Source organism: Aeromicrobium sp. 9AM, assembly GCF_902506105.1.
In the GTDB taxonomy this organism is placed as follows: domain Bacteria; phylum Actinomycetota; class Actinomycetes; order Propionibacteriales; family Nocardioidaceae; genus Aeromicrobium.
Map to the genome: position 1 here is coordinate 879,641 of NZ_LR733304.1, position 18,316 is coordinate 897,956.

The 18,316-nt window shown below is 68.2% G+C and carries 18 protein-coding genes; 6 read left to right on the forward strand and 12 right to left on the reverse strand.

What is annotated here, in order from left to right; translation table 11 throughout:
* Positions 1 to 107: 107 nt before the first annotated feature.
* Complete coding sequence (locus tag BOSE46_RS10435; RefSeq protein ID WP_159540180.1) at positions 108 to 266, reverse strand: hypothetical protein; 159 nt, start codon at positions 264 to 266, stop codon at positions 108 to 110.
* A 122-nt stretch (positions 267 to 388) separates the two neighbouring features.
* Between BOSE46_RS10435 and BOSE46_RS10440 the strand changes: the two genes are divergently transcribed.
* Positions 389 to 1,018 carry a maleylpyruvate isomerase family mycothiol-dependent enzyme gene (locus tag BOSE46_RS10440; protein ID WP_159540181.1) on the forward strand — a complete coding sequence of 210 codons (630 nt, stop codon included), beginning with the start codon at positions 389 to 391 and terminating at the stop codon, positions 1,016 to 1,018.
* A 48-nt stretch (positions 1,019 to 1,066) separates the two neighbouring features.
* Here the strand turns inward: BOSE46_RS10440 and BOSE46_RS10445 are convergent, their stop codons facing one another.
* The 7 genes from BOSE46_RS10445 to BOSE46_RS10475 form a co-directional block, all read right to left on the reverse strand.
* Positions 1,067 to 4,726 (reverse strand): LamG-like jellyroll fold domain-containing protein, encoded by a 3,660-nt coding sequence (locus BOSE46_RS10445; RefSeq protein WP_201299603.1) that lies wholly within the window; start codon positions 4,724 to 4,726, stop codon positions 1,067 to 1,069.
* Positions 4,727 to 4,741: 15 nt separating this feature from the next.
* A complete protein-coding gene (locus BOSE46_RS10450; protein ID WP_159540182.1) occupies positions 4,742 to 6,700 on the reverse strand; it encodes a glycoside hydrolase family 127 protein in 1,959 nt (652 codons plus the stop codon).
* On the reverse strand, positions 6,697 to 8,697 hold the full coding sequence (locus BOSE46_RS10455; RefSeq protein WP_236551720.1) for a TIM-barrel domain-containing protein: 2,001 nt from the start codon (positions 8,695 to 8,697) through the stop codon (positions 6,697 to 6,699). Before BOSE46_RS10455 ends, BOSE46_RS10450 begins: the two co-directional genes overlap by 4 nt.
* Before the next feature lie 39 nt (positions 8,698 to 8,736).
* Entirely contained in the window at positions 8,737 to 9,555 is an 819-nt protein-coding gene (locus BOSE46_RS10460) for a carbohydrate ABC transporter permease (protein ID WP_159540184.1), read from the reverse strand.
* Entirely contained in the window at positions 9,552 to 10,505 is a 954-nt protein-coding gene (locus tag BOSE46_RS10465; RefSeq protein WP_159540185.1) for a carbohydrate ABC transporter permease, read from the reverse strand. The genes BOSE46_RS10460 and BOSE46_RS10465 overlap by 4 nt, the downstream gene beginning before the upstream one ends.
* Before the next feature lie 27 nt (positions 10,506 to 10,532).
* The gene (locus BOSE46_RS10470) at positions 10,533 to 11,786 is read right to left on the reverse strand and encodes an extracellular solute-binding protein (RefSeq protein WP_159540186.1); all 1,254 of its coding nucleotides are present in this window, start codon (positions 11,784 to 11,786) and stop codon (positions 10,533 to 10,535) included.
* Positions 11,787 to 11,858: 72 nt separating this feature from the next.
* On the reverse strand, positions 11,859 to 12,845 hold the full coding sequence (locus BOSE46_RS10475; protein ID WP_201299604.1) for a LacI family DNA-binding transcriptional regulator: 987 nt from the start codon (positions 12,843 to 12,845) through the stop codon (positions 11,859 to 11,861).
* Positions 12,846 to 13,006: 161 nt separating this feature from the next.
* On the opposite strand from BOSE46_RS10475, the gene BOSE46_RS10480 reads away from it, so the two are divergent.
* Positions 13,007 to 13,630 carry a class I SAM-dependent methyltransferase gene (locus BOSE46_RS10480; RefSeq protein WP_159540188.1) on the forward strand — a complete coding sequence of 208 codons (624 nt, stop codon included), beginning with the start codon at positions 13,007 to 13,009 and terminating at the stop codon, positions 13,628 to 13,630.
* A 9-nt stretch (positions 13,631 to 13,639) separates the two neighbouring features.
* On the opposite strand, the gene BOSE46_RS10485 is transcribed toward BOSE46_RS10480, so the two are convergent.
* Positions 13,640 to 13,849: a hypothetical protein gene (locus tag BOSE46_RS10485; RefSeq protein ID WP_159540189.1), complete on the reverse strand. Its 210-nt coding sequence runs from the start codon at positions 13,847 to 13,849 to the stop codon at positions 13,640 to 13,642.
* 138 nt (positions 13,850 to 13,987) lie between these two features.
* Positions 13,988 to 14,311, reverse strand: a complete 324-nt coding sequence (locus BOSE46_RS10490) for a hypothetical protein (RefSeq protein ID WP_159540190.1) — start codon at positions 14,309 to 14,311, stop codon at positions 13,988 to 13,990.
* 114 nt (positions 14,312 to 14,425) lie between these two features.
* On the opposite strand from BOSE46_RS10490, the gene BOSE46_RS10495 reads away from it, so the two are divergent.
* Both BOSE46_RS10495 and BOSE46_RS10500 read left to right on the forward strand, forming a co-directional pair.
* Positions 14,426 to 14,953: an OsmC family protein gene (locus tag BOSE46_RS10495; protein ID WP_159540191.1), complete on the forward strand. Its 528-nt coding sequence runs from the start codon at positions 14,426 to 14,428 to the stop codon at positions 14,951 to 14,953.
* The gene (locus BOSE46_RS10500; protein ID WP_159540192.1) at positions 14,946 to 15,110 is read left to right on the forward strand and encodes a hypothetical protein; all 165 of its coding nucleotides are present in this window, start codon (positions 14,946 to 14,948) and stop codon (positions 15,108 to 15,110) included. The genes BOSE46_RS10495 and BOSE46_RS10500 overlap by 8 nt, the downstream gene beginning before the upstream one ends.
* Before the next feature lie 3 nt (positions 15,111 to 15,113).
* On the opposite strand, the gene BOSE46_RS10505 is transcribed toward BOSE46_RS10500, so the two are convergent.
* Complete coding sequence (locus BOSE46_RS10505) at positions 15,114 to 16,358, reverse strand: YibE/F family protein (protein WP_159540193.1); 1,245 nt, start codon at positions 16,356 to 16,358, stop codon at positions 15,114 to 15,116.
* Between the two features lie 9 nt (positions 16,359 to 16,367).
* Here BOSE46_RS10505 and BOSE46_RS10510 point away from each other — a divergent pair, with 9 nt between their 5' ends.
* Both BOSE46_RS10510 and BOSE46_RS10515 read left to right on the forward strand, forming a co-directional pair.
* Positions 16,368 to 17,126, forward strand: coding sequence for a phosphotransferase (locus tag BOSE46_RS10510; RefSeq protein WP_236551721.1), 759 nt, complete (start codon positions 16,368 to 16,370; stop codon positions 17,124 to 17,126).
* Positions 17,123 to 17,545, forward strand: a complete 423-nt coding sequence (locus BOSE46_RS10515) for a cupin domain-containing protein (RefSeq protein WP_159540195.1) — start codon at positions 17,123 to 17,125, stop codon at positions 17,543 to 17,545. The genes BOSE46_RS10510 and BOSE46_RS10515 overlap by 4 nt, the downstream gene beginning before the upstream one ends.
* On the opposite strand, the gene BOSE46_RS10520 is transcribed toward BOSE46_RS10515, so the two are convergent.
* On the reverse strand, positions 17,504 to 18,277 hold the full coding sequence (locus tag BOSE46_RS10520; RefSeq protein WP_159540196.1) for a YqjF family protein: 774 nt from the start codon (positions 18,275 to 18,277) through the stop codon (positions 17,504 to 17,506). The two genes, BOSE46_RS10515 and BOSE46_RS10520, sit on opposite strands and share 42 nt — an antisense overlap.
* Between the last annotated feature and the right edge of the window lie 39 nt (positions 18,278 to 18,316).

Here is an 18,316-nt window from a genome sequence, read left to right on the forward strand (position 1 = left end):
GGGAGTGGGACGACACCGAGAAGGACGCTATGTCAGGCCGATTGGAGAATTGTTGGAGTCGATTGCCGAAATCGCCGATATCGCCTATATCGGCGGCGCGCGAGTGACTACACGGGCTCGGCGAGGGTCAAGCGGGCTTGCTCTGCCAGCGTTCGGCGGCGCTTGTCGGCGCGGTGGGCCAGCATCAGGCGGGCAGAGATGTCGTTCAGTCCGTAGCGCTCCATCAGCTTCGCCTTGGCGGTGCGGACGGCTTCCTCATCGGTCATCGGCTCTCCAAATCGTCAGGGGTGACGACGAAGATTCGGTGCCACTGTGACCACGGATTGGTGCAACAGAGAGCCTGACTGTCTTGCCGGCGTTGTCGGCGGCCGCTGATAGACATGCACGCATGAAGGATGTCTGGCCATACGTACGCGAGGAGCGCATCGCACTCGCCGACGATCTCGAGACCGTCAGTGAGGAGCAGTGGGACGCGCCTTCTCTCTGCGGCGAGTGGACGATCCGCGACGTGGTGGCGCACATCATCGACACGGCCAACACGTCCGTCCCGAGCTTCATACGTGACATGGTCCGGGCGCGCCTCGACTTCGACCGCCAGAACCAGATCGGTGTCGACCGCGAGCGCTCGGCGTCGTCCGCACAGATGCTGCAGCGCCTCCGTGAGGTGGTCGACCTGCGCAAGTCTCCCCCCGCGCCGCGCGACAGCAGGCTCGTCGAGGCGATCGTGCACGGCGAGGACGTCCGCCGGCCGCTGGGCATCAAGCGCGACTACCTCACCGATGCCGTGGTCGACGCCTTCAAGCTCCAGGCGAAGACCTCGGAGTCGTTCGGCGGGACGAAGAAGACCCTCGCCGGCCTGACGTTGACCGCGGATGACGCAGACCTGACGCACGGAGACGGCCCCGCCGTCGAGGGGCCCGCTCTTGCGTTGCTCCTGGTCGCCTGTGGTCGGTCAGCCGCGCTGGACGACCTGCGTGGTCCCGGGCTCGCGACCCTGCGCGACCGACTGGCGGAGTAGGCGGTGCAGGGGCCGGCGGTGGAGGAAGACCGCCGGCCCCAGCTCGGGTCAGCGCTTCGAAGTCAGGGACTTCTTGTCGCTGAGCGGGGTGATGCTGATGCGGTCGATGATCGGTGCGAACTTCGACCTCAGCAGCTCTTCATAGGTGTCGGACGCGTACGTCTTGCCGTCGAAGTTCGGCAGCTCCTGGGACGCGAACCGGATCGTGTTCTTCCCCTTGGCCAGCTTCGCCGGGAACGACAGCTCCCAGAAGTTGTTCTGGTGGAAGCTGTGCGGGAACCACACGCGCTGCACCTTGCCCCCGTTGATCGACACATCAGCGTGCCGGGCCAGCGGGTCGGGGTTGTAGTGGGTCGCGGGCGACTGCTCCGGGTTGGAGTAGCGCACCGTCACCATGTCGGTGCCGGCCTTGGACGCCGTGACCTTGAACGTCAGCGTGTTCTTGTTGCCGTGGTCACCGCCGATCCCGGTCACGGCCTTGCCACCGCTGGCCAGCGAGTACGTCTCGGCCATGGCGGTGCCGGCAGCCGTCGCGTTCTCGGCCTCGTACGACTTCGTCGGCAGCGTGCCCTTCGACGCACGTACGCCGAGGGCGTCGACCGCGAGCGATCCGCTGTGCCCCGTGACGACGACCTTGTTGACGCCGCCACGCAGGAACACCTTGGCCGCAGGGATGGACCGCTTGACCGTCGCGAGCGTCTTGTCGTTGACGCTGAGTCGCGCGGTGCCGTGGCCGGATGCCCTGAGGTTCAGGGTCGCCTCGCCGTCCTTGGCCGCATAGACCCAGAACGTCGCGGAGCCCCTCTTGCCCAGCGGCACCGTGCCCGAGCCCGAGACGTGCTTGCGGCTGTAGACCGGCTTGGCGCCCTTGAGCACGGCGTTCTCGGCCTCGTAGACCGACGTCTTCGCTGCCGGGTTGGCCAGCGAGAGGTCCATCTTGTCGATGATCGCGTCACCCTTGGTCGACTTGCTGCCGTTGAGGCTCTTGGCCGCGAGCGAGATCGTGTGATCGCCGGCGGTCAGCTTGACCTTGGCGTCGGTGTGGTCCCACACGACCCACTTGTAGCCCAGCGGCAGGTAGATCTGCTGCTCGGCGGCACCGTCGACGTTGAGGAACACGTTGGTCGGTCCCTGCTCGGCGACCTTGTCGAACGTGTTGAGCGAGTTGGCGAAGACGCTCAGGTCGTACGTGCCGGCCTTGGGCACCGAGACCTTGAAGCTCAGCACGCCGTCGGAGCTGGTCCGCAGGCCACCGACGTCATACCCGCCGGAGGTGTAGAACTTGCTGACGTCGCCGGGGGAGCCCTCGGGCCCGTTCTTGCTGTAGCCGCCGCCGGTGTAGGTCGCGTCCTCCGCCTCGTACGTCTTCTGCCACAGCTTCGGGGCCTTCGACGGTGAGGTGGTGCTGCTGCCCGGCGACAGGATGACCTGGTACGCCGATGACTCCTTGAGCGCGGGCAGCTTGCCCTCGCCGAAGTCCAGGGCGACGCTGCCGCTCTTGAGCTTGGTGTCGAACTCCGCGACGGTCGCCGGCTGCGGCGAGTCGCCGATCTGACCCGTCCACGGGATCTCCTGCACGAGCACGTGCGCGCTCTTGCCGAAGCGCTTGGTGCTGACGTGGTCGAACTGCACCGCGCTCTTGCCCGAGGCGCCGCCGATGATGGCGCGAGCCTGGATCTTCGCCGGGTCGTACGTCGCGACGCCCTGCAGCGTGTAGTTGGCGTTGGGCTTCGGCGGCGTGACGGCGACCGTGTGGCCGGTCATGTTGCCGTACGCGTTGAGCAGCCACCACTGGCCGTTGCCGCGGTTGGCCTGCACCGCGGAGTCGCTGAGGTTGCCGTCGATGTTCCAGTACGCGATGTCGGCGTCGATCTTGGAGTCCTCGATCGCGGAGACCCACTGGATCATCTGCCCGGGCACCGACGTGTGGTAGTTGAACGCGTACTCGTTGACGTTGATTGGCAGCTTCTTGCCGGCGTACGCCGTGCCGTCGAACGCGGCAGCCTCCCACGTGCGGTACTTCGCCACGTTGGTGCGGATGCTGGCCGGGTTGCTGAGCTCGTGCCACGTCATGACGTCGGGGACGGTCTTGGCGTCGACGACGTGCTTGAGCCAGCCCTGGATCTGCGTGTAGAGGATGCTCGTGTTCGGTCCGGAGATCCGGGCGTCGGGCATCTTGCCCTTGATCAGCGCATACACGTCGTCCCAGGCCTTGAAGTAGTCCTTGGGATTGTCGAGCCAGCTGACCTTGTTGTAGCTCCACTCGCCGGTGCCGAACATGTTGCCCTCGGGCTCGTTGAACGGCACGAACACGACGTGCTTCTGGTACGTCTTGGGCATCGTCAGCACCTGGTCGACCTGCTTGGCGATCTTGGCCTTGAAGTCGTCCAGCTTGGCCTCAGGCGTGTCGCCGGGCCACTGGTAGGGGAAGCCGCGATAGATGTCGGTCATGTAGATGTACGTGTCGCCGCCGGTGCTGTCCGCGAGCGGCTTCACGACCTCGAGCGCGTCGGCGCCGGGGTGCTGCGGGCCGTCCTGCGCCTTGGTCGAGACCGTGCGCAGCTTCATGCCCTCAAGCAGGTTGCTCGTGGGCACGCCGGTGCCGTAGATGCCGTAGAGCGTGCCGGAGGCTCCGCCGTGGAAACCGCCGGTGTTCTTGGCCAGGTCGATCGTCACCTGGTTGGGCTTGGTGACGGTCACGTCGGCGGTGATGTCCTGGCCGCCCGCGGTGCCGTCCACCGTGAACTGGCCGAGCGATGCGTACTTCGACGGGTCGACGGTGTCCCACGTGGTCGGCACGTTGCGGTCGAAGCCGTCGCTGTACGTCGCACGGATCGTGGCCGGCAGGGCGGGCGCCTCACCGATGTTAGTGCGGACGTCGAACGACGTGTCGGCCAGCTTGGTCAGCGTCGGGACCTCGTCGACCAGCCCCGAGATCTGGTCGGCGGTGAGGGCCTGGTCGTAGACCTGGAAGTCGTCGAGCGCCCCGCTGAACAGCGGATCGTTGCCGAACTGAGACTTGCCGATGTAGCCGGCACGCGTCGCTGAGCTGTTGAGCAGCTGCGCGGCGGTGACGTCGGTCTTCGCCGTGTCGACGAACGCGCCGTCGAGGTAGAGCGTCGTCTGGTGCTTGGCGGTGTCGAGGGTGACCGTCACGGTCTTCCACCCGTCAGTCGGCAGCGCGGCATAGCCGGTCGTGTACGACTCGTCGCCCGGAGGCGCGGCCTTGACGGCTGCGCGCAGGTTGCCGTCGCCGTTGCTCGGCGCAGCGAACAGGTAGTGGTTGGTGTCCTGGCCGATGTCGAAGATGCGTTGCCAGGAGCCGCCGGAGCCGTCCCACTTGACCCGCGCGGAGACCGTGAGGTCGGTGGCGCTGCCGAGCAGGTTCTTGGGCAGGTCGACGTACGCGCCGGTGGAGCTCTGTGAGCCACCTGGCAGGTCGAGGGCCTCGTCGCCGGCCTCAGCGCCGGGCACGGACGTCGCCGTGGCCTTGTTGACGATCGTGGCGTCGACGCCGTGACCGCTGCGATCGACGAGCGTCCCGGTGCTCGCCGGGTCACCGTCGAAGTCGTAGTGCGCGATGAGGTGGTCTGGGTCCGGCGCCGCCGCCACAGCGGCATGTGCCGGAGTCGAGACCAGGGTCATGGCGGCGAGCGCCCCCGCGGCTGTCGCCGCGATTCCCCTGGCCCCCCGAATGCGTTGCATCATCTCTGCTCCGTTCCCTTAATCGTTGGATCGTGCTGGTGCGTCGTGGTCGGCGAGGGCAGGTGTCCAGACCCGCATCGTCGAGGGGCCCCGGTTGGCCCACTGGTGGTACGGCCGGAACGTCACGACCGACGGTTCGTCGAGCCGGCTGCGCTCGACGGCGAACTCCTCGTCGTACGGGAGGGTGTGCTCCTCACCGTCGACCCGCCTGAGCTGCACGGACACGGTGGCACCGCCGCCCTCGGCGGGGGCCACGTGTGAGGCGTCGATCGCGATGTCGTTGACCGTGACCCCGGCCGGCAGGTCCACGTCCTCGACCGCGAGCACGAACGGGCCGCGCTCGATTGCGACCTGGCCGCGGACCGCGTCGATGCGCGGGTCGGGCCGGGTGACACGGGGCGGCATCGGCAGCTGAAGCACGTACGGGCTGCCCGCCGGGCGTGGTCCGCTGATGACGACCGTCTCGTCGGTTGCCACGACGCGGTCGATGCCGTCCGACAGCACCGCTGTGCCTCGGGCCCACGCTGGCACGCGGAGGACGATCGACGACTCGGCGTCGAGGTCGTCGAGCAAGGTCAGCGACACCGACTGCTCGTACGGGTAGCCGGTCCGCACCTCGGCGCTCACGGTCGCGCCGCTGTCGAGCCGCGCGCGGATCGTCATGTCGGCGTACTGGTGGATGTGCAGCGCGTGGTCCGAGGTGCTGGCGAAGTACATCCCGATGTTGGCCAGCGTGCGAGCCACGTTGGTCGGGCAGCACGAGACCTCGAACCACGGCGCGCGCAGGGTCGCCAGCGCCCGCGCGCTGTGGTGCTCCTCGTCCGGCACGGTCCCGGCGACGCGCTGGTGGAGCGTGTTGACGTAGAAGAATGCCTTGCCGTCGGCCCGCGGCGAGCTGATGACGTTGTTGTAGAGGGTGCGCTCGATCAGGTCGGCGTGGCGCTGGTCGCCGGTGGCCAGCAGCAGCCGCCAGCTCAGCATGACCGAGGCGATCCCGGCGCACGTCTCGGCGTACGCCCGGTCGGGCGGCAGCTCGAAGTCGTCGCCGAACGCCTCGTCCTGGTGGTGCGCGCCCATGCCGCCGGTCAGGTACGTCCGGCGGGCGACGGCGTGCTCCCACTGCCGGTTGACCGCCTGCAGCAGCTCGTCGTCGCCGACGTCGACCGCGACGTCGACCGCTCCGGCGGCGAGATACAACGCGCGGACGGCGTGCCCGCGCAGCGTGTCGGCCTCGCGGACCGGCACGTCGTCCTGGAAGTACGCCGCGCCGAACTCGATCTCGCCGAGCGTCCCGTGGCCGCGCCGGTCGACGAAGTACCGCGCCAGCTCGAGGTACCTGCCGGTTGAGCCGACCTCGCCGGTTGAGCCGACCTCGCCGGTTGAGCCTGTCGAAACCCCGCCCGTCGCCCGGTGCAGCTCCATCAGCGCGAGCTCGATCTCCGGGTGCCCGCACACGGCGTTGCGGCCGTCGGGTCCGAACTCGGCGTACACATGATCGGCCAGCCTGGCCGCCACGCGCGGCAGGTCGCTGTCGATGCCGGCGCGGAGCGCAGCGGCGGCGGCCTGGAACAGGTGACCGAAGCAGTAGAGCTCGTGCCCCCACTCCAGGTCGGAGTAGCGCGGACGTTGCCCCGGGTGACCGAAGGCGGTGTGCAGGTAGCCGTCGCCCTCCTGCGCCGCCGCGACCCGGCCAACGAGCTCCTTGTACTGCGCGTCGAGGCCCGCCTCGGGCTCACGGAGCTCCCACGCCATGGCCTCGAGCAGCTTGTAGACCTCCGAGTCGACGAACTCGACCCCCGCGTGCACGTACGCCTCGCCGGTCGCGGCCGCGTCGAAGTTGCCGACCCAGCCGATGCGCTCGACCCAGTGCAGGCAGTGCTGGATGATCGCCTGCTCGTTGAGCCTCTGGTAGTCGCCCCAGAAGCCGCCGTCGATCGTCAGCTCGTCAGGTTCGAGCGGACGCAGTGGTGTGGTCACATGCTCTCCAGCACGGCCGAGCCGTCGATGACGAAGACCGGGATCGACGAGATCGGCGCGTCCGAGACGTGCGTCGAGCCGCCCTCAAAGACCTCGCGCGTACGCACGTCGACCCAGCGGTGGCCGGCCGGCAGGTAGACATCGCGAGACGTCGCGCCCGGCTCGGTCACCGGGGCGACCAGGATCGAGTCGCCGAACATGAACTCGTCCTCGACCTGCCACGCCTGCGGGTCGTCGGCGTGGTCGACGAACAGCGGTCGCATGGGCGGCAGCCCGGTCTCCGAGGCGATCGTCATGTGCTCGTGGATGTACGGCCGCAGGCGCTCGCGCAGCCGGAGCTGCTCGGCGATGATCTCGTACGCCTCGTCGCCGTACGACCAGACCTCGTTGGGTCCGCCGGTCTGGGCGTAGCCGGTCGGCGTACGCGGGTCGCGGTCGCCGTGCAGGCGGAACAGCGGGCAGAAGACGCCGAACTGGAACCAGCGGACCATGAGCTCCTGGTATGCCGGATCGCTCGCGTCGCCGCCGTGGAAGCCGCCGATGTCGGTGGTCCACCACGGGATGCCCGAGATCGCGATGTTGAGGCCGGCGCGCACCTGCTGGGTCAGCGAGAGCCACGTGGCCGGGATGTCGCCGGACCACACCGCCGCGCCGTAGCGCTGCGAACCGGCCCACGCCGAGCGGCACAGCAGCACCGTCGGGTCCTGCCCCGCCGACGCCATGCCCTCGGCGAACATCCGGGCGTTGTCGCGCGGATAGATGTTGGCGACCTCGGCGCCCGGACCGGCATACAGGGCGAGGTTGGCCGGGTGGGCGGGGTTGAGCTCTGGCTCGCAGGCGTCGAGCCAGAACACCTTGATGCCCAGGTCGAGGTAGTTCTGCTTGACCAGGCCCCAGACGTACTCACGTGTCTCGGGGTTGGTGGGGTCGTAGAACGCCAGGGGGAGTGGCGTCGTCATGCCCTTGTCCTGAATGGTCTGGTGGAACTCGATGCCCTGGTCAGAGCCCACGAGCAGCCCGCCGTCGCGGTAGTCGGCGAAGTTCTCCGACAGCGGCGAGACCGTCGGCCAGATCGACACCATCAGCTCGATGCCCATGCCGCCCAGCTCGTCGACCATGCCTTGGGGATCGGGCCACTCGGCCTCGTCGAAGCGGTAGTCACCCATCGCCGACCAGTGGAAGTAATCCGTGACGATGACCGACATCGGCAGGTCGCGGCGACGGTGCTCACGGGCGACGCCCATCAGCTCCTCCTGGTCGAGGTAGCGCAGCTTGCTCTGCCAGAAGCCGCTCGCCCAGTCGGGCAGGTCGGGGACGTGGCCGGTCGCGTCGGCATAGCTGCCGAGGATCGCGCCGGGCGTCGGGGCCGCGCTGAACCAGTAGTCGAGGCCGCGAGCCTGCGTCGCAGTCCACCGCGTGACGTCGTCGTTGAACTCGGCGCGGCCGATGCCGGGCATGTTCCACAGCAGGCCGTAGCCCCGGCTGGACAGCACGAACGGGATGTTGACCTCGGCGTTGCGCTGGACGAGGTCGAGCGACAGGCCCTTGAGGTTGAGCCGTCCGTGGGTGCGCTGGCCCATGCCGTAGAGCCGCTCGCCGTCGTACGCGCTGAACTGCTGGTGGATCTCGTACGCCCCGGCGCGGTTGCCCTGGAACACCCGCGATCCCGGCATCCAGAAGTGCTCGCGGCTCTCGGCCAGCAGCTCCTCGCCCGTGCTGGTGCGCAGGAACCGGATGAGCGGCTCGGGGTAGGCCTGTTCCCTCGAGAAGGTGACCTCGACGGTCGCCTCGCCGTGCACCAGCAGCGCGCGGTCGTCCTCGATCTTGATGATCGGGTCCTGCGAGCCGTCCGGTACGTCGTCGAGCGCACCGACCGAGTCGGTGGGGATCGCGAACTGCGCCGCGCGTACGCGGACGGAGTCCTTGCCCCACGGCTCGATGCGAAGGCGTTCGTGACGGTGCTGGACCTCGAGGGCCGAGCCTTCGATGCGGAACATGTTCATGGTGGTGGGAAGCTCCTGTGCTGGTGGGTTGAGTCAGTCCTTGACGGCGCCCGCGGTGACGCCGGCTGCGACGTACCGCTGGGCGACGACCAGGAGGAAGGCGGCGGGGATCGAGGCGACGACAGCGGTCGCCATGATCGAGTTCCACTCCTGGTTGTTGTTGCCGATGTACTTGTAGATGCCGAGGGTGATCGGCTGCATGGATCCGCCGCTGTTGAGCGTGCTGGCGAAGATGAAGTCCGACCAGGCCCAGAGGAACGCGAACAGCGAGACCGTCACGATCGGGTTGCGGCTGACCGGCAGCACGATCGACACGAACGTGCGCCAGCTGCCGGCGCCGTCGAGCTTCGCGGCCTGGATCAGCTCGTCGGGGATGCCCGACATGAACGCCGTGAAGATCAGGACGCCGAAGGGCACGGCGAGGGTCGAGTCGGCGATGACCAGGCCCCACCAGGTGTTGATGATCCCGACGTTCAGGAAGATGGAGTAGAACCCCATCGCCATGATGATCCCGGGGATCATCTGCGCCATCAGCAGGATGAAGGTCAGCGGCTTGCCGCCCATCGGGCGCAGCTTCGCCAGTGAGTACGCCGCGGGGGCCGACACGGCGAGCGTGAGCGCCACCGTGCCGATGCCGATGGCGAGGCTGGTGCCGAGGTAGGGCAGCTGGTCGTTGAGCACCGCGCGGTATCCGCTGAACGTCGGGTGCAGCGGCAACAGGTAGGGCGGGTCGCGGCGCATGTCGCCCGTACGCATGAGGGAGACGTTCAGCATCCAGTAGACCGGGAACAGCATGAACGCGGTCAGCACGACGCCGATGACGGTCTTGGGGGTGCTCCGGGAGGTCTTCATCGCGACGCCTCCGAGCTCTGGAACTTGATGTAGAGCAGGCCGCACAGCATCGCCACGATGATCAGCAGGTTGCCGACGGCCGCGCCGGGCCCGAAGTGGGGGAGCAGCGAGCCGAACCCGAGCTCGTACGACCAGGTGGACAGCGTGGTCGAGGAGTTGCCCGGCCCGCCGCGGGTCATGATCCAGATGATGTCGAAGACCTTGAGCGTGTAGACGAAGCCCAGCAGCAGCGTGATCGCCGAGACGGGCCGCAGCAACGGCAGCGTGATGTGCCGGAACGTCTGCCAGCTGCTGGCGCCGTCCAGCGACGCTGCCTCGAAGAGGTTGTCGGGGATGTTCTGCAGCCCGCTGTAGAGGATCACGAGGTTGAACGGGATGCCGATCCAGATGTTCGCCAGGATCACGGCGACGAGCGACCAGGTCGGCGACGTCAGCCAGTTGATGTCGGGCAGGCCGAATGCGTTGAGGGCGGTGTTGACCACGCCGGAGTCGCTGTTGAGCATCCACGACCAGGTCGACGCCGAGACGATCATCGGCAGCAGCCACGGCACGAGGAACAGCGCTCGCAGGGTCGACGAGAGCCGGAAGTTGTTGTTGAAGAACACGGCCAGCGCGAGACCGATCGCATACTGGAAGGCGATCGACACGACCACGAAGATCGCGGTGTGGATCACCGCCGGCCAGAAGGTCGGGTCCGCGAAGACCTCACGGAAGTTGTCGAGGCCGATGAACGGGGCGTCACCGGAGACGAACGAGCGCACGGTGTAGTCGCGCAGGCTGAGATCGAGGTTGCGGTAGAGCGGGTAGGCGTAGAACGCGATCAGGTAGATCACGACCGGCGCCAGGTAGGCCCACGCGATGAAGCGGGGGAGGCGAGGGACCCGGGGCCCCCGCGCCGAGACCTGGGTCTCGACGCGGGGCACCCGGATGGCGGCCCTGGTGTTGCTCATGATGAAGCTCCAGTCCGAGGGTTGGTGTTACTTGACCTTCGAGGCGGCGGCCTTCTGGGCCGTCTCCATGGCCGCCTGCGGGGAGTCCGACCCGCTCATGGCCTTCTGGAAGGCGTCCCACATCTGCTCGGAGATGATCGGGTAGTTCGTGCCGAGGTTGTCGCTCGTACGACCCTTGGCGTCGCCGACTGCCGTGACCCAGGGCGCGAGCTTCGGGTCCTTGGACGCCTGCTCCTGCTGGGCACTCTCGAGCGGCGCGATGTAGGACAGCGTCGCGTCGGTCTTCAGCAGGTTGTCGGGGCTCGTGAGGCAGTCGATGATCTTGGTCGTCTTGGCATACCGGGCCGTGTCCTTCTGCACGGGTGCGGCCACGAACTCACCGCCGGTCGGCACCGGGGCGGCGCCGCCGTCCTTGGCCGGGATCGAGATGATGCCGTACTTGAAGCCCAGCTTCTCGGCGTTGCCCATCTGCCACGTGCCGTTCTCGACGAAGCCGAACTTGCCGGTCTCGAACTCCTGCCACGCGGTCGTCTGGGTGTTGTTGATGACCGAGTTGGGCGCGTAACCCTTCGCCAGCCAGTCGTCCCACAGCTTGACCGCCGAGACGGCGTCGGCCGAGGCGAGGTCCTTGAGGTTGGCGCCGGAGCCCCAGAACCACGGCAGGAACTGGAACGAGCCCTCCTCGGTGCCGATGCCCGAGAACGTGATGCCCTTGGACCCTTCGTCCTTGATCTTGGCGAGCGCCGCGTTGAGCGAGTCCCAGTCCTTGATCGAGGTCGGGTCGACGCCGGCCTTCTTGAGGAGGTCCTCGTTGTAATAGAGCGCGAGGGTGTTGGCGCCGATCGGCACGCCGTACGCCTTGTCGTCGAGGATGCCGGCCGCGGCGATGTTCTTGGCGAACGGGGTGGTGTCGAGCTTGAGGTCGTCCGCCGAGGCGAGGACGCCCGCGTCGGCGAGGGTCGAGATCACCGGGTTGTCGATCACGATGACGTCGGGCGATGCGCCCTGCTGGCCGGCGAGCAGCGCCTTGCTCGTGAGGTCGGAGGTGTCGTAGCCGGTCCGCTTGATCTTGACACCGGCGTCGTCGCCGCAGGACTTCACGAGCTTGACCCAGTCGGACGAGTTGTCGAACTGCGGGTAGGGGTCCCAGAACTGGAACTGCTTGGAGCTGGATCCGCCAGAGCCACCGGAATCGCTACCGTTGGAGCATCCGGCGACCGTCCCCGCGAGCGCCAGGCCCGCGAGTGCCAGGCCGATCGGCCGGAGTCGAGAGTGAGTCATGAGTGGAACCTTTCGTGTTGTCGAACCGATTCGACGATGGGCGTCGACATGCGGCGATGGGTGGGGGTGTTCTCAGCGAGTGCTGCCTCGGTCCACGAGTTCAGCTGCGATGAAACGGACTTCCGAGGGATCCGTCGTGCCGGGGTTCTGGATGCGGCGCGTCAGACGCTCCACGGCCAGGCGGCCCAGCTTGTCCGGAGAGGACTCGACGGCCGTGTAGGGCAGCGAGAAGCTCCGGGCAAAGTCTTTGGAATAGAGGCTGACGACCGAGAGGTCGTCGGGGACCTTGACGCCCCGGCTGTGCAGCACGGCGGGCAGCACCGCGACCGATGCGTCGTTGTGCACGATCAGGCCGGTGGCGTTGGGCGTCTCGTCGAGGATGCGGTTGAGGCTCTCGTCGATCGCCGGCTGCCGGGACTCGCCGTAGTGGGCCGAGAACTTCATGCCGTGCTTGGTGGCCTGCTCGAGCGCCGCGTCACGGAACCGCCAGGCGTACGAGCCGCCGCGCTCGTAGACGTGCCGCGGGGGAGTGATCAGGCAGATCTCCTCGTGACCGAGCTCGTGCAGGTGATCCACGAGGGTGCGTGCGGCGTCAGGGAAGTCGAGGTCGAAGACTTCGAGTCCGTCGGTGTCGCCCGGGAGGCCGACAAGCACGCCGGGCTGACGGGCGGCTCGCAGCGCCGTGAGGCGCGGGTCGTCGTGGGCGACGTCGAGCAGGATCAGGCCGTCGACCATGCCGGACTGGGCGACGCGGGTGAGGGCGGCGGCGCCGTCGGCCTCGGTCATCATCAAGATGTCGTAGCCCAGCGAGCGGGCCGACTCCGTGATCGGCAGCAGGTACTGCAGCATGGCGGGCGCGAACTCGTCCTCGTGGAACTGCAGCAGCAGTCCGAAGACCATCGTCTGGGAGGTCTTGAGTGCTCGAGCACCCGCGTTGGGAGTGAAGTTCAACGACTTGATCGCGTCGTCGATCCGACGGCGGGTGTCGAGCGAGATCGTGCGCTTGCCGGAGAGGGCGTACGACACCGTGCTGCGCGACACGCCTGCCGCTTTTGCCACGTCTCCGATGGTCGCCACCGCTGACAGCCCTCCTGATCGAACCGGTTCGACGAACCGGTTCGACGAATGTAAGCCAGGTCACACCGGAGTGGCAAGGGTCAGGGAGGAGATTTTTTGTTTCCGCTGGTCAGCCCGCCCAGGTGATCGTCGTACGATCGAGCATGGCTCTCTGGACGGATCGGATCCTGCCGCGCCTGGTGGACAAGTCGCTGTCGACGGGCGACGTGATGAAGGAGCGCGAGCGAGTCTGCGCCGGGCTCGCCGGGCAGGTCATCGAGCTCGGCTTCGGGTCAGGCCTCAACATCGAGAAGTATCCGCCCGCCGTCGAGTCGGTGGCGGCGGTCGAGCCGTCGGATGTCGCGTGGGCGATGTCGGCCGATCGCCGCTCGGCATCGCGTACGCCCATCACGCGGTCGGGGCTCGACGGGCAGGCGCTCAACGAGTCTGATGGCTCATTCGACGCAGCGCTGTCGACGTTCACCCTCTGCACGATTCCCGATGTCGAGCTGGCTCTGCGTGAGGTCCACAGGGTGCTCAGGCCAAGCGGCACGTTCCACTTCCTCGAGCACGGGCTGGCACCCGAACCGGGCGTCGTGCGCTGGCAGCACCGGATGGAACCCGTGCAGAAGGCGGTCGCCGGCGGATGTCACCTCTCGCGCGACATCCCGGCCCTGGTGAGCGACGCCGGGTTCGAGGTCACCGCGCTCGACCAGCGCTACCTTCCCGGGCCCAAGGTCGGGCGGCCGTGGACGTACGTCCACTCGGGCACCGCTGTACGCCGCTGAGCAGCTAGGTCAGGAGGCCTTGCGCTCGGCCGCCGGCTCCTCGGCCGGCTCCTCGCGCTGCCGGATCAGGCTGAGCACGGGGGCGGGCAGGTTGCCCTCGCGGATCTGGGCGACCCAGACGCGGACGTGGCGGATGACGTTGGGAAGGGCCAGGAGGACCGCCACGAAGGCAGCGCATAGAAGAAGTCCGGCCAGCGGGCGGATGACAAGGTCGATCATGGAACCATTCCTCGGCAGGGGGAAGCAGGTGACGATCGGGGAAGACCGGCCCAGCTGCTTGAGGCGAAACGTACGCATCAACATGTACGCCTCTATGTGCCGAGACTCAAGCCGACAGGCCCCGGTGCGAGATGAATCTCAGAGCCGCCTGCGGAGCCGTTCGGCCGGCCAGAGCTTCTGCGAGCGCTTCGGCCCTGCGGCTTCTGGGATTCCGGCCGCGCGGGTCGTCTCGGTGCGTACGGCCTCGGTGTCCAGCGCCATCACCATCTGGCGCGACCGCACCTCCGACGCCGCCGAGGCGCACTCGATGACGATCACGGGATCGGTGTCGCGGGTCGTGCCGAGAGCCTTGATGCCCGGATGGTCGAGCCGGTGGATCGCCCGCAGGATGCGCTGCTGACGCGTCTCGGACGAGAGCCGGTACGTCGACGTCCACGGCGCGTGGGGCGGAATGGACGGCATGCCTGAAGCCTAGAAGTCCACATGTCCGGACATGTGTGCTTCGTGGATACGGCGTGTGAACTTTGGATGCCGGAATCGTGAACGCGGCATCGCGGTTCACGGCTATGGTCGGGTATGACCGATAACGCGCTGAGTGCCGTGCAGGGCCCGCTCAAGCAGCAGTATCGCGACGACCCCGAGTCCGCGGTCGTCACGCTCCGGTCGACCGGCCACCTCGGCGACGGTGTCAGCTGCTCCCTCGACACCGGCCGGGCCATGGCGGCTGCGGGCCTGCACCCTGCGGCCGGGGGCGACGGCACCCAGCTGTGCTCGGGCGACATGCTGCTCGAGGCGCTCGCCGCGTGCGCCGGTGTCACGTTGAGCGCTGTCGCGACGTCCATCGGCATCGAGGTGCGGGGCGGCGACATCATCGCCGAGGGCGACCTCGACTTCCGCGGCACGCTGGCGGTCGACAAGGAGGCGCCCGTCGGGTTCCGGGAGATCCGCCTGTCCTTCGAGCTCGACACCGATGCGGACGCCGAGCAGCTGGCGACGCTTGAACGGCTGACCGAGCGCTACTGCGTCGTGCTGCAGACCATCAAGACGACTCCTCGGCTGAGCGTGTCGACGTCGACCCCCGGGGTATCCCCTCGGCATGACTGATCCTGATCCCCAGCAAGCGCGCAACGACAACACGGACGAGGACGGCGAGCTGGCCAACCAAGGACCCGTACCGCCCGAGCCCGAAGACGTACCCGACACCGGCGAGCGTCGCGGTGACCTCGCCCCGCAGGCGGGCGGACCCGCCGAGGAGGACTGAGCCTCAGCTCCCGGCCGGCCCCGCGTGGCTGCCGCGCCGCGTCGGCACGTAGGCCTCCTCCTGCTCGTCCTCGCCGCTGGGTGCCATCAGCACCGCGAACGCCGTCGTGATCGGCACGGCAAGCACGAGGCCGATCGCGCCGACGATCGTCCGGACGATCTCGGTGCCGATCTCCTCGGTCGTCGCCATCGTGCCGAGGCTCTGCTGGTACGCGGTGATCAGCAGCAGGATCGTCATGGCCGAGCCGGCATACGCGAACACCAGGGTGTAGACGCTGGACGCGATGTGGTCCCGGCCGATGCGCATCGCCGAGGCGAACAGCTGGGCTCCGCGCATCGTCGGCTGCACGGCTCGCAGCTCCCACACAGCACTGGCCTGCGTCACTGTGACGTCGTTGAGCACGCCGAGACCCGCGATGACCATCGTGGCGGCCACGACGCCTTGGAGGTGGATGCCGGGCACGCTGGCGACGAGCACCTGGTCGTTCTCCGAGCCGACACCGGACAGGTTGGTCCACGCGGTCGCCCCGAGGCCCAGCAACCCGGTCAGCCCGATGCCGACGAGCGTGCCGAACAACGCCGAGGTCGTACGTATCGACACCCCGTGCGCGAGGTAGAGAACGACGATCATGATCGCCGTGGAGCCGACCATGGCGACGAGCAGCGGTGACTCGCCGGCGAGGAACGCGGGCAGGATGAACTTGGTCAGCGCCAGCATCGTCACCGCGATGCCGACCAGCGCGAACAGGCCGCGCCAGCGAGCCACCACCACGACCAGCACCGAGAAGATCGCTGCGAGTGCCGTGAGCGGCAGGCCGCGGCGGAAGTCGAGGAACTCGTACGACACCGCCTGGCCCTTGGGCGCGATGCGCAGGATCTTGACCTCGTCGCCGGCCTTGATGCCGGCCTTGTAGCGCGCGGCGTCGAGGTCGAATGTCGCCGTGCCGTCGTCGGTCGAGGCGGTGATGTGGGCACAGTCGCCCTTGACCTGGGGCAGCCCGTCGGGGCCCTGGCCGCCGCTGTTGCAGTCGAACGGGTCGACTCCGGTGACCTTGGCGTCGACCGTCGTGACGCCCTGCCCGCCGTACGGGTTCGCGTCTCGCGGCACCTTGGTGGAGTCCGGCCACAGCACCACCATCGCGACGATGGCCATGGCAGCGATGCCCAGCACGATGACGGCGAGGGTGGCAGCGAGACCACGACGGGGCGGTCCGTGGTCGACCACGGCGTGCGAGTGAGAATGTGCCACGATGAAAGAGTGCCACGTGACGACACAGAGCCTGAGCACCTGCCGGGAGCGGTGGGCGGTGCCACCCGTGTCGGACGCACGGTTCGCCGCCCGACCGGCCCTTGGACGCCGGCCGTCCACGAGCTGCTGACCTACCTGCACGACAACGGGCTGCGGGGCATCCCCGAGCTGCACGGGATGGACGAGGACGGCCGCGAGATCCTCGAGTACGTCGAGGGGCGCGGCGTGCCGGTCGACAAGGAGATCGTCCTCGACAACGTCCTCGCCGAGGCGGTCACCTGGCTGCGCGACTTCCATGACCTGGTCGAGGGCTTCCGGCCGCAGGGCGTACGCCAGTGGCGTGGCGGTGAGGCCGAGCTGGCCGAGGACCAGGTCATCTGCCACCACGATCCCGGCGCCTACAACTGGATCATCCAGAGCGGGCACTTCGTCGCGATGATCGACTGGGACATGGCCGGACCGGGGCGGCCCATCGAGGACCTCGCGTTCCTGGCGTGGACCGGCATCCCGCTCTATCGCGAGATCCCCATCGACGATGTCGTGCGCCGCCTCGACCTGCTCGTCGATGCCTACGGCGAGTGGGGGCCGATGACGGTGCTCGACGCCGTCGTCGAGCGCATGACCGCCGCGAGCGATCGCATCGCCGCTGGTCAGGCGCGCGGAGACGAGGGATTCCTCAACCTCGGCAAGGTCGGCGAGCCGCAGCGGACCCGTGACCGGGTCGCGGCGTTCCGAGAGCGCATACCGGCGATCGAGGCCGCGCTGTGACCCGCCCGGAGCTGGCGGAGGCGCTCGACCTCGAGCCGCATCCCGAGGGCGGCTGGTTCCGGCAGACCTGGGCGTCGCCGGTCTCGGTCACATTGCCCGACGGCCGCGTACGTCCGACTGCGACGCTGATCTACTTCCTGCTGCCCGCAGGCGAGGCCTCGGCCTGGCACCGGGTCGCCTCCGACGAGATCTGGCTGGCGCACACCGGAGCCGTGGTCATCGAGCTCGGCGGATTCGACGCGGCTCCCGGCATCTGCGAGGCGCATGTCGTCGGTCAGGATCTCGAGGCCGGCGAGCTGCCGCAGCTCCTCGTGCCGGCCGGGGTGTGGCAGCGGACGCGTCCGTCGGAGGACGACGCGCTGGTCAGCTGCCTGGTGTCACCGGGCTTCGACTTCGACGACTTCGAGCTCGCCGACTGACTCGCGTACGACGACGGGGGCGCCGAACTCGGTGCGGACCGTCTCGGCGTACATCACCAGGTCGGGGGTGCGGCTCACGATCCCCGGCAACCCGGCTGCGGCGACGAGGTCGTCGTCGAGCGACTCCACGGTCGCGGTGCGCAGCGGCCACGGTGCGTGGTGGTTGGGGATCCAGAGCGTACGGCCGAGGTAGCGGGTGTGCAGCCCGAACCGGGCAGTCACGAACAGTTCGGCCTCCGACGGCTCCGCGATGGGATCGCCGATCGTGACCGAGATCCGCGCACTGGCACCTCGCGGCTTGGGCCAGCGGCGCCGCGTCGTGTAGTCGATGCGGTTGCCGTCCTGGGCGATGCGCATCCGCGCCCACATGTACGGCGTGCCGAACGCGACGCGTGCACCCAGTGCGACGAGCAGGCGGCTCGTCTCGAGCGACCTGAACACGATGCCGTGGTGCCCCTCGTCGTCGACGGAGTAGAGCCGGACGTTGGTCTCGGCGAAGTCGCCGAAGAACGGCACCGCGGGGCCGCGGCCGAAGCCGGCGCGACGCATCTCGAACGGGATCAGCCCGACGTACGTCACTCCGTCGAGCACGTCCGGTCGGGTGCCTTCCGGCAGCAGCGGGGCGATGAGGGCAGGGTCGACGGCCCAGTGGATGAACGTCAGCCGGGTCCAGTCCTGACGCATCAGGCGGGGTCCGACGAGCTCGGCCGGCAGGGAATTGAACGCGTTCATATTTCCAGTGTGCCACCGCTGGGGATCGGACGGGGCCTG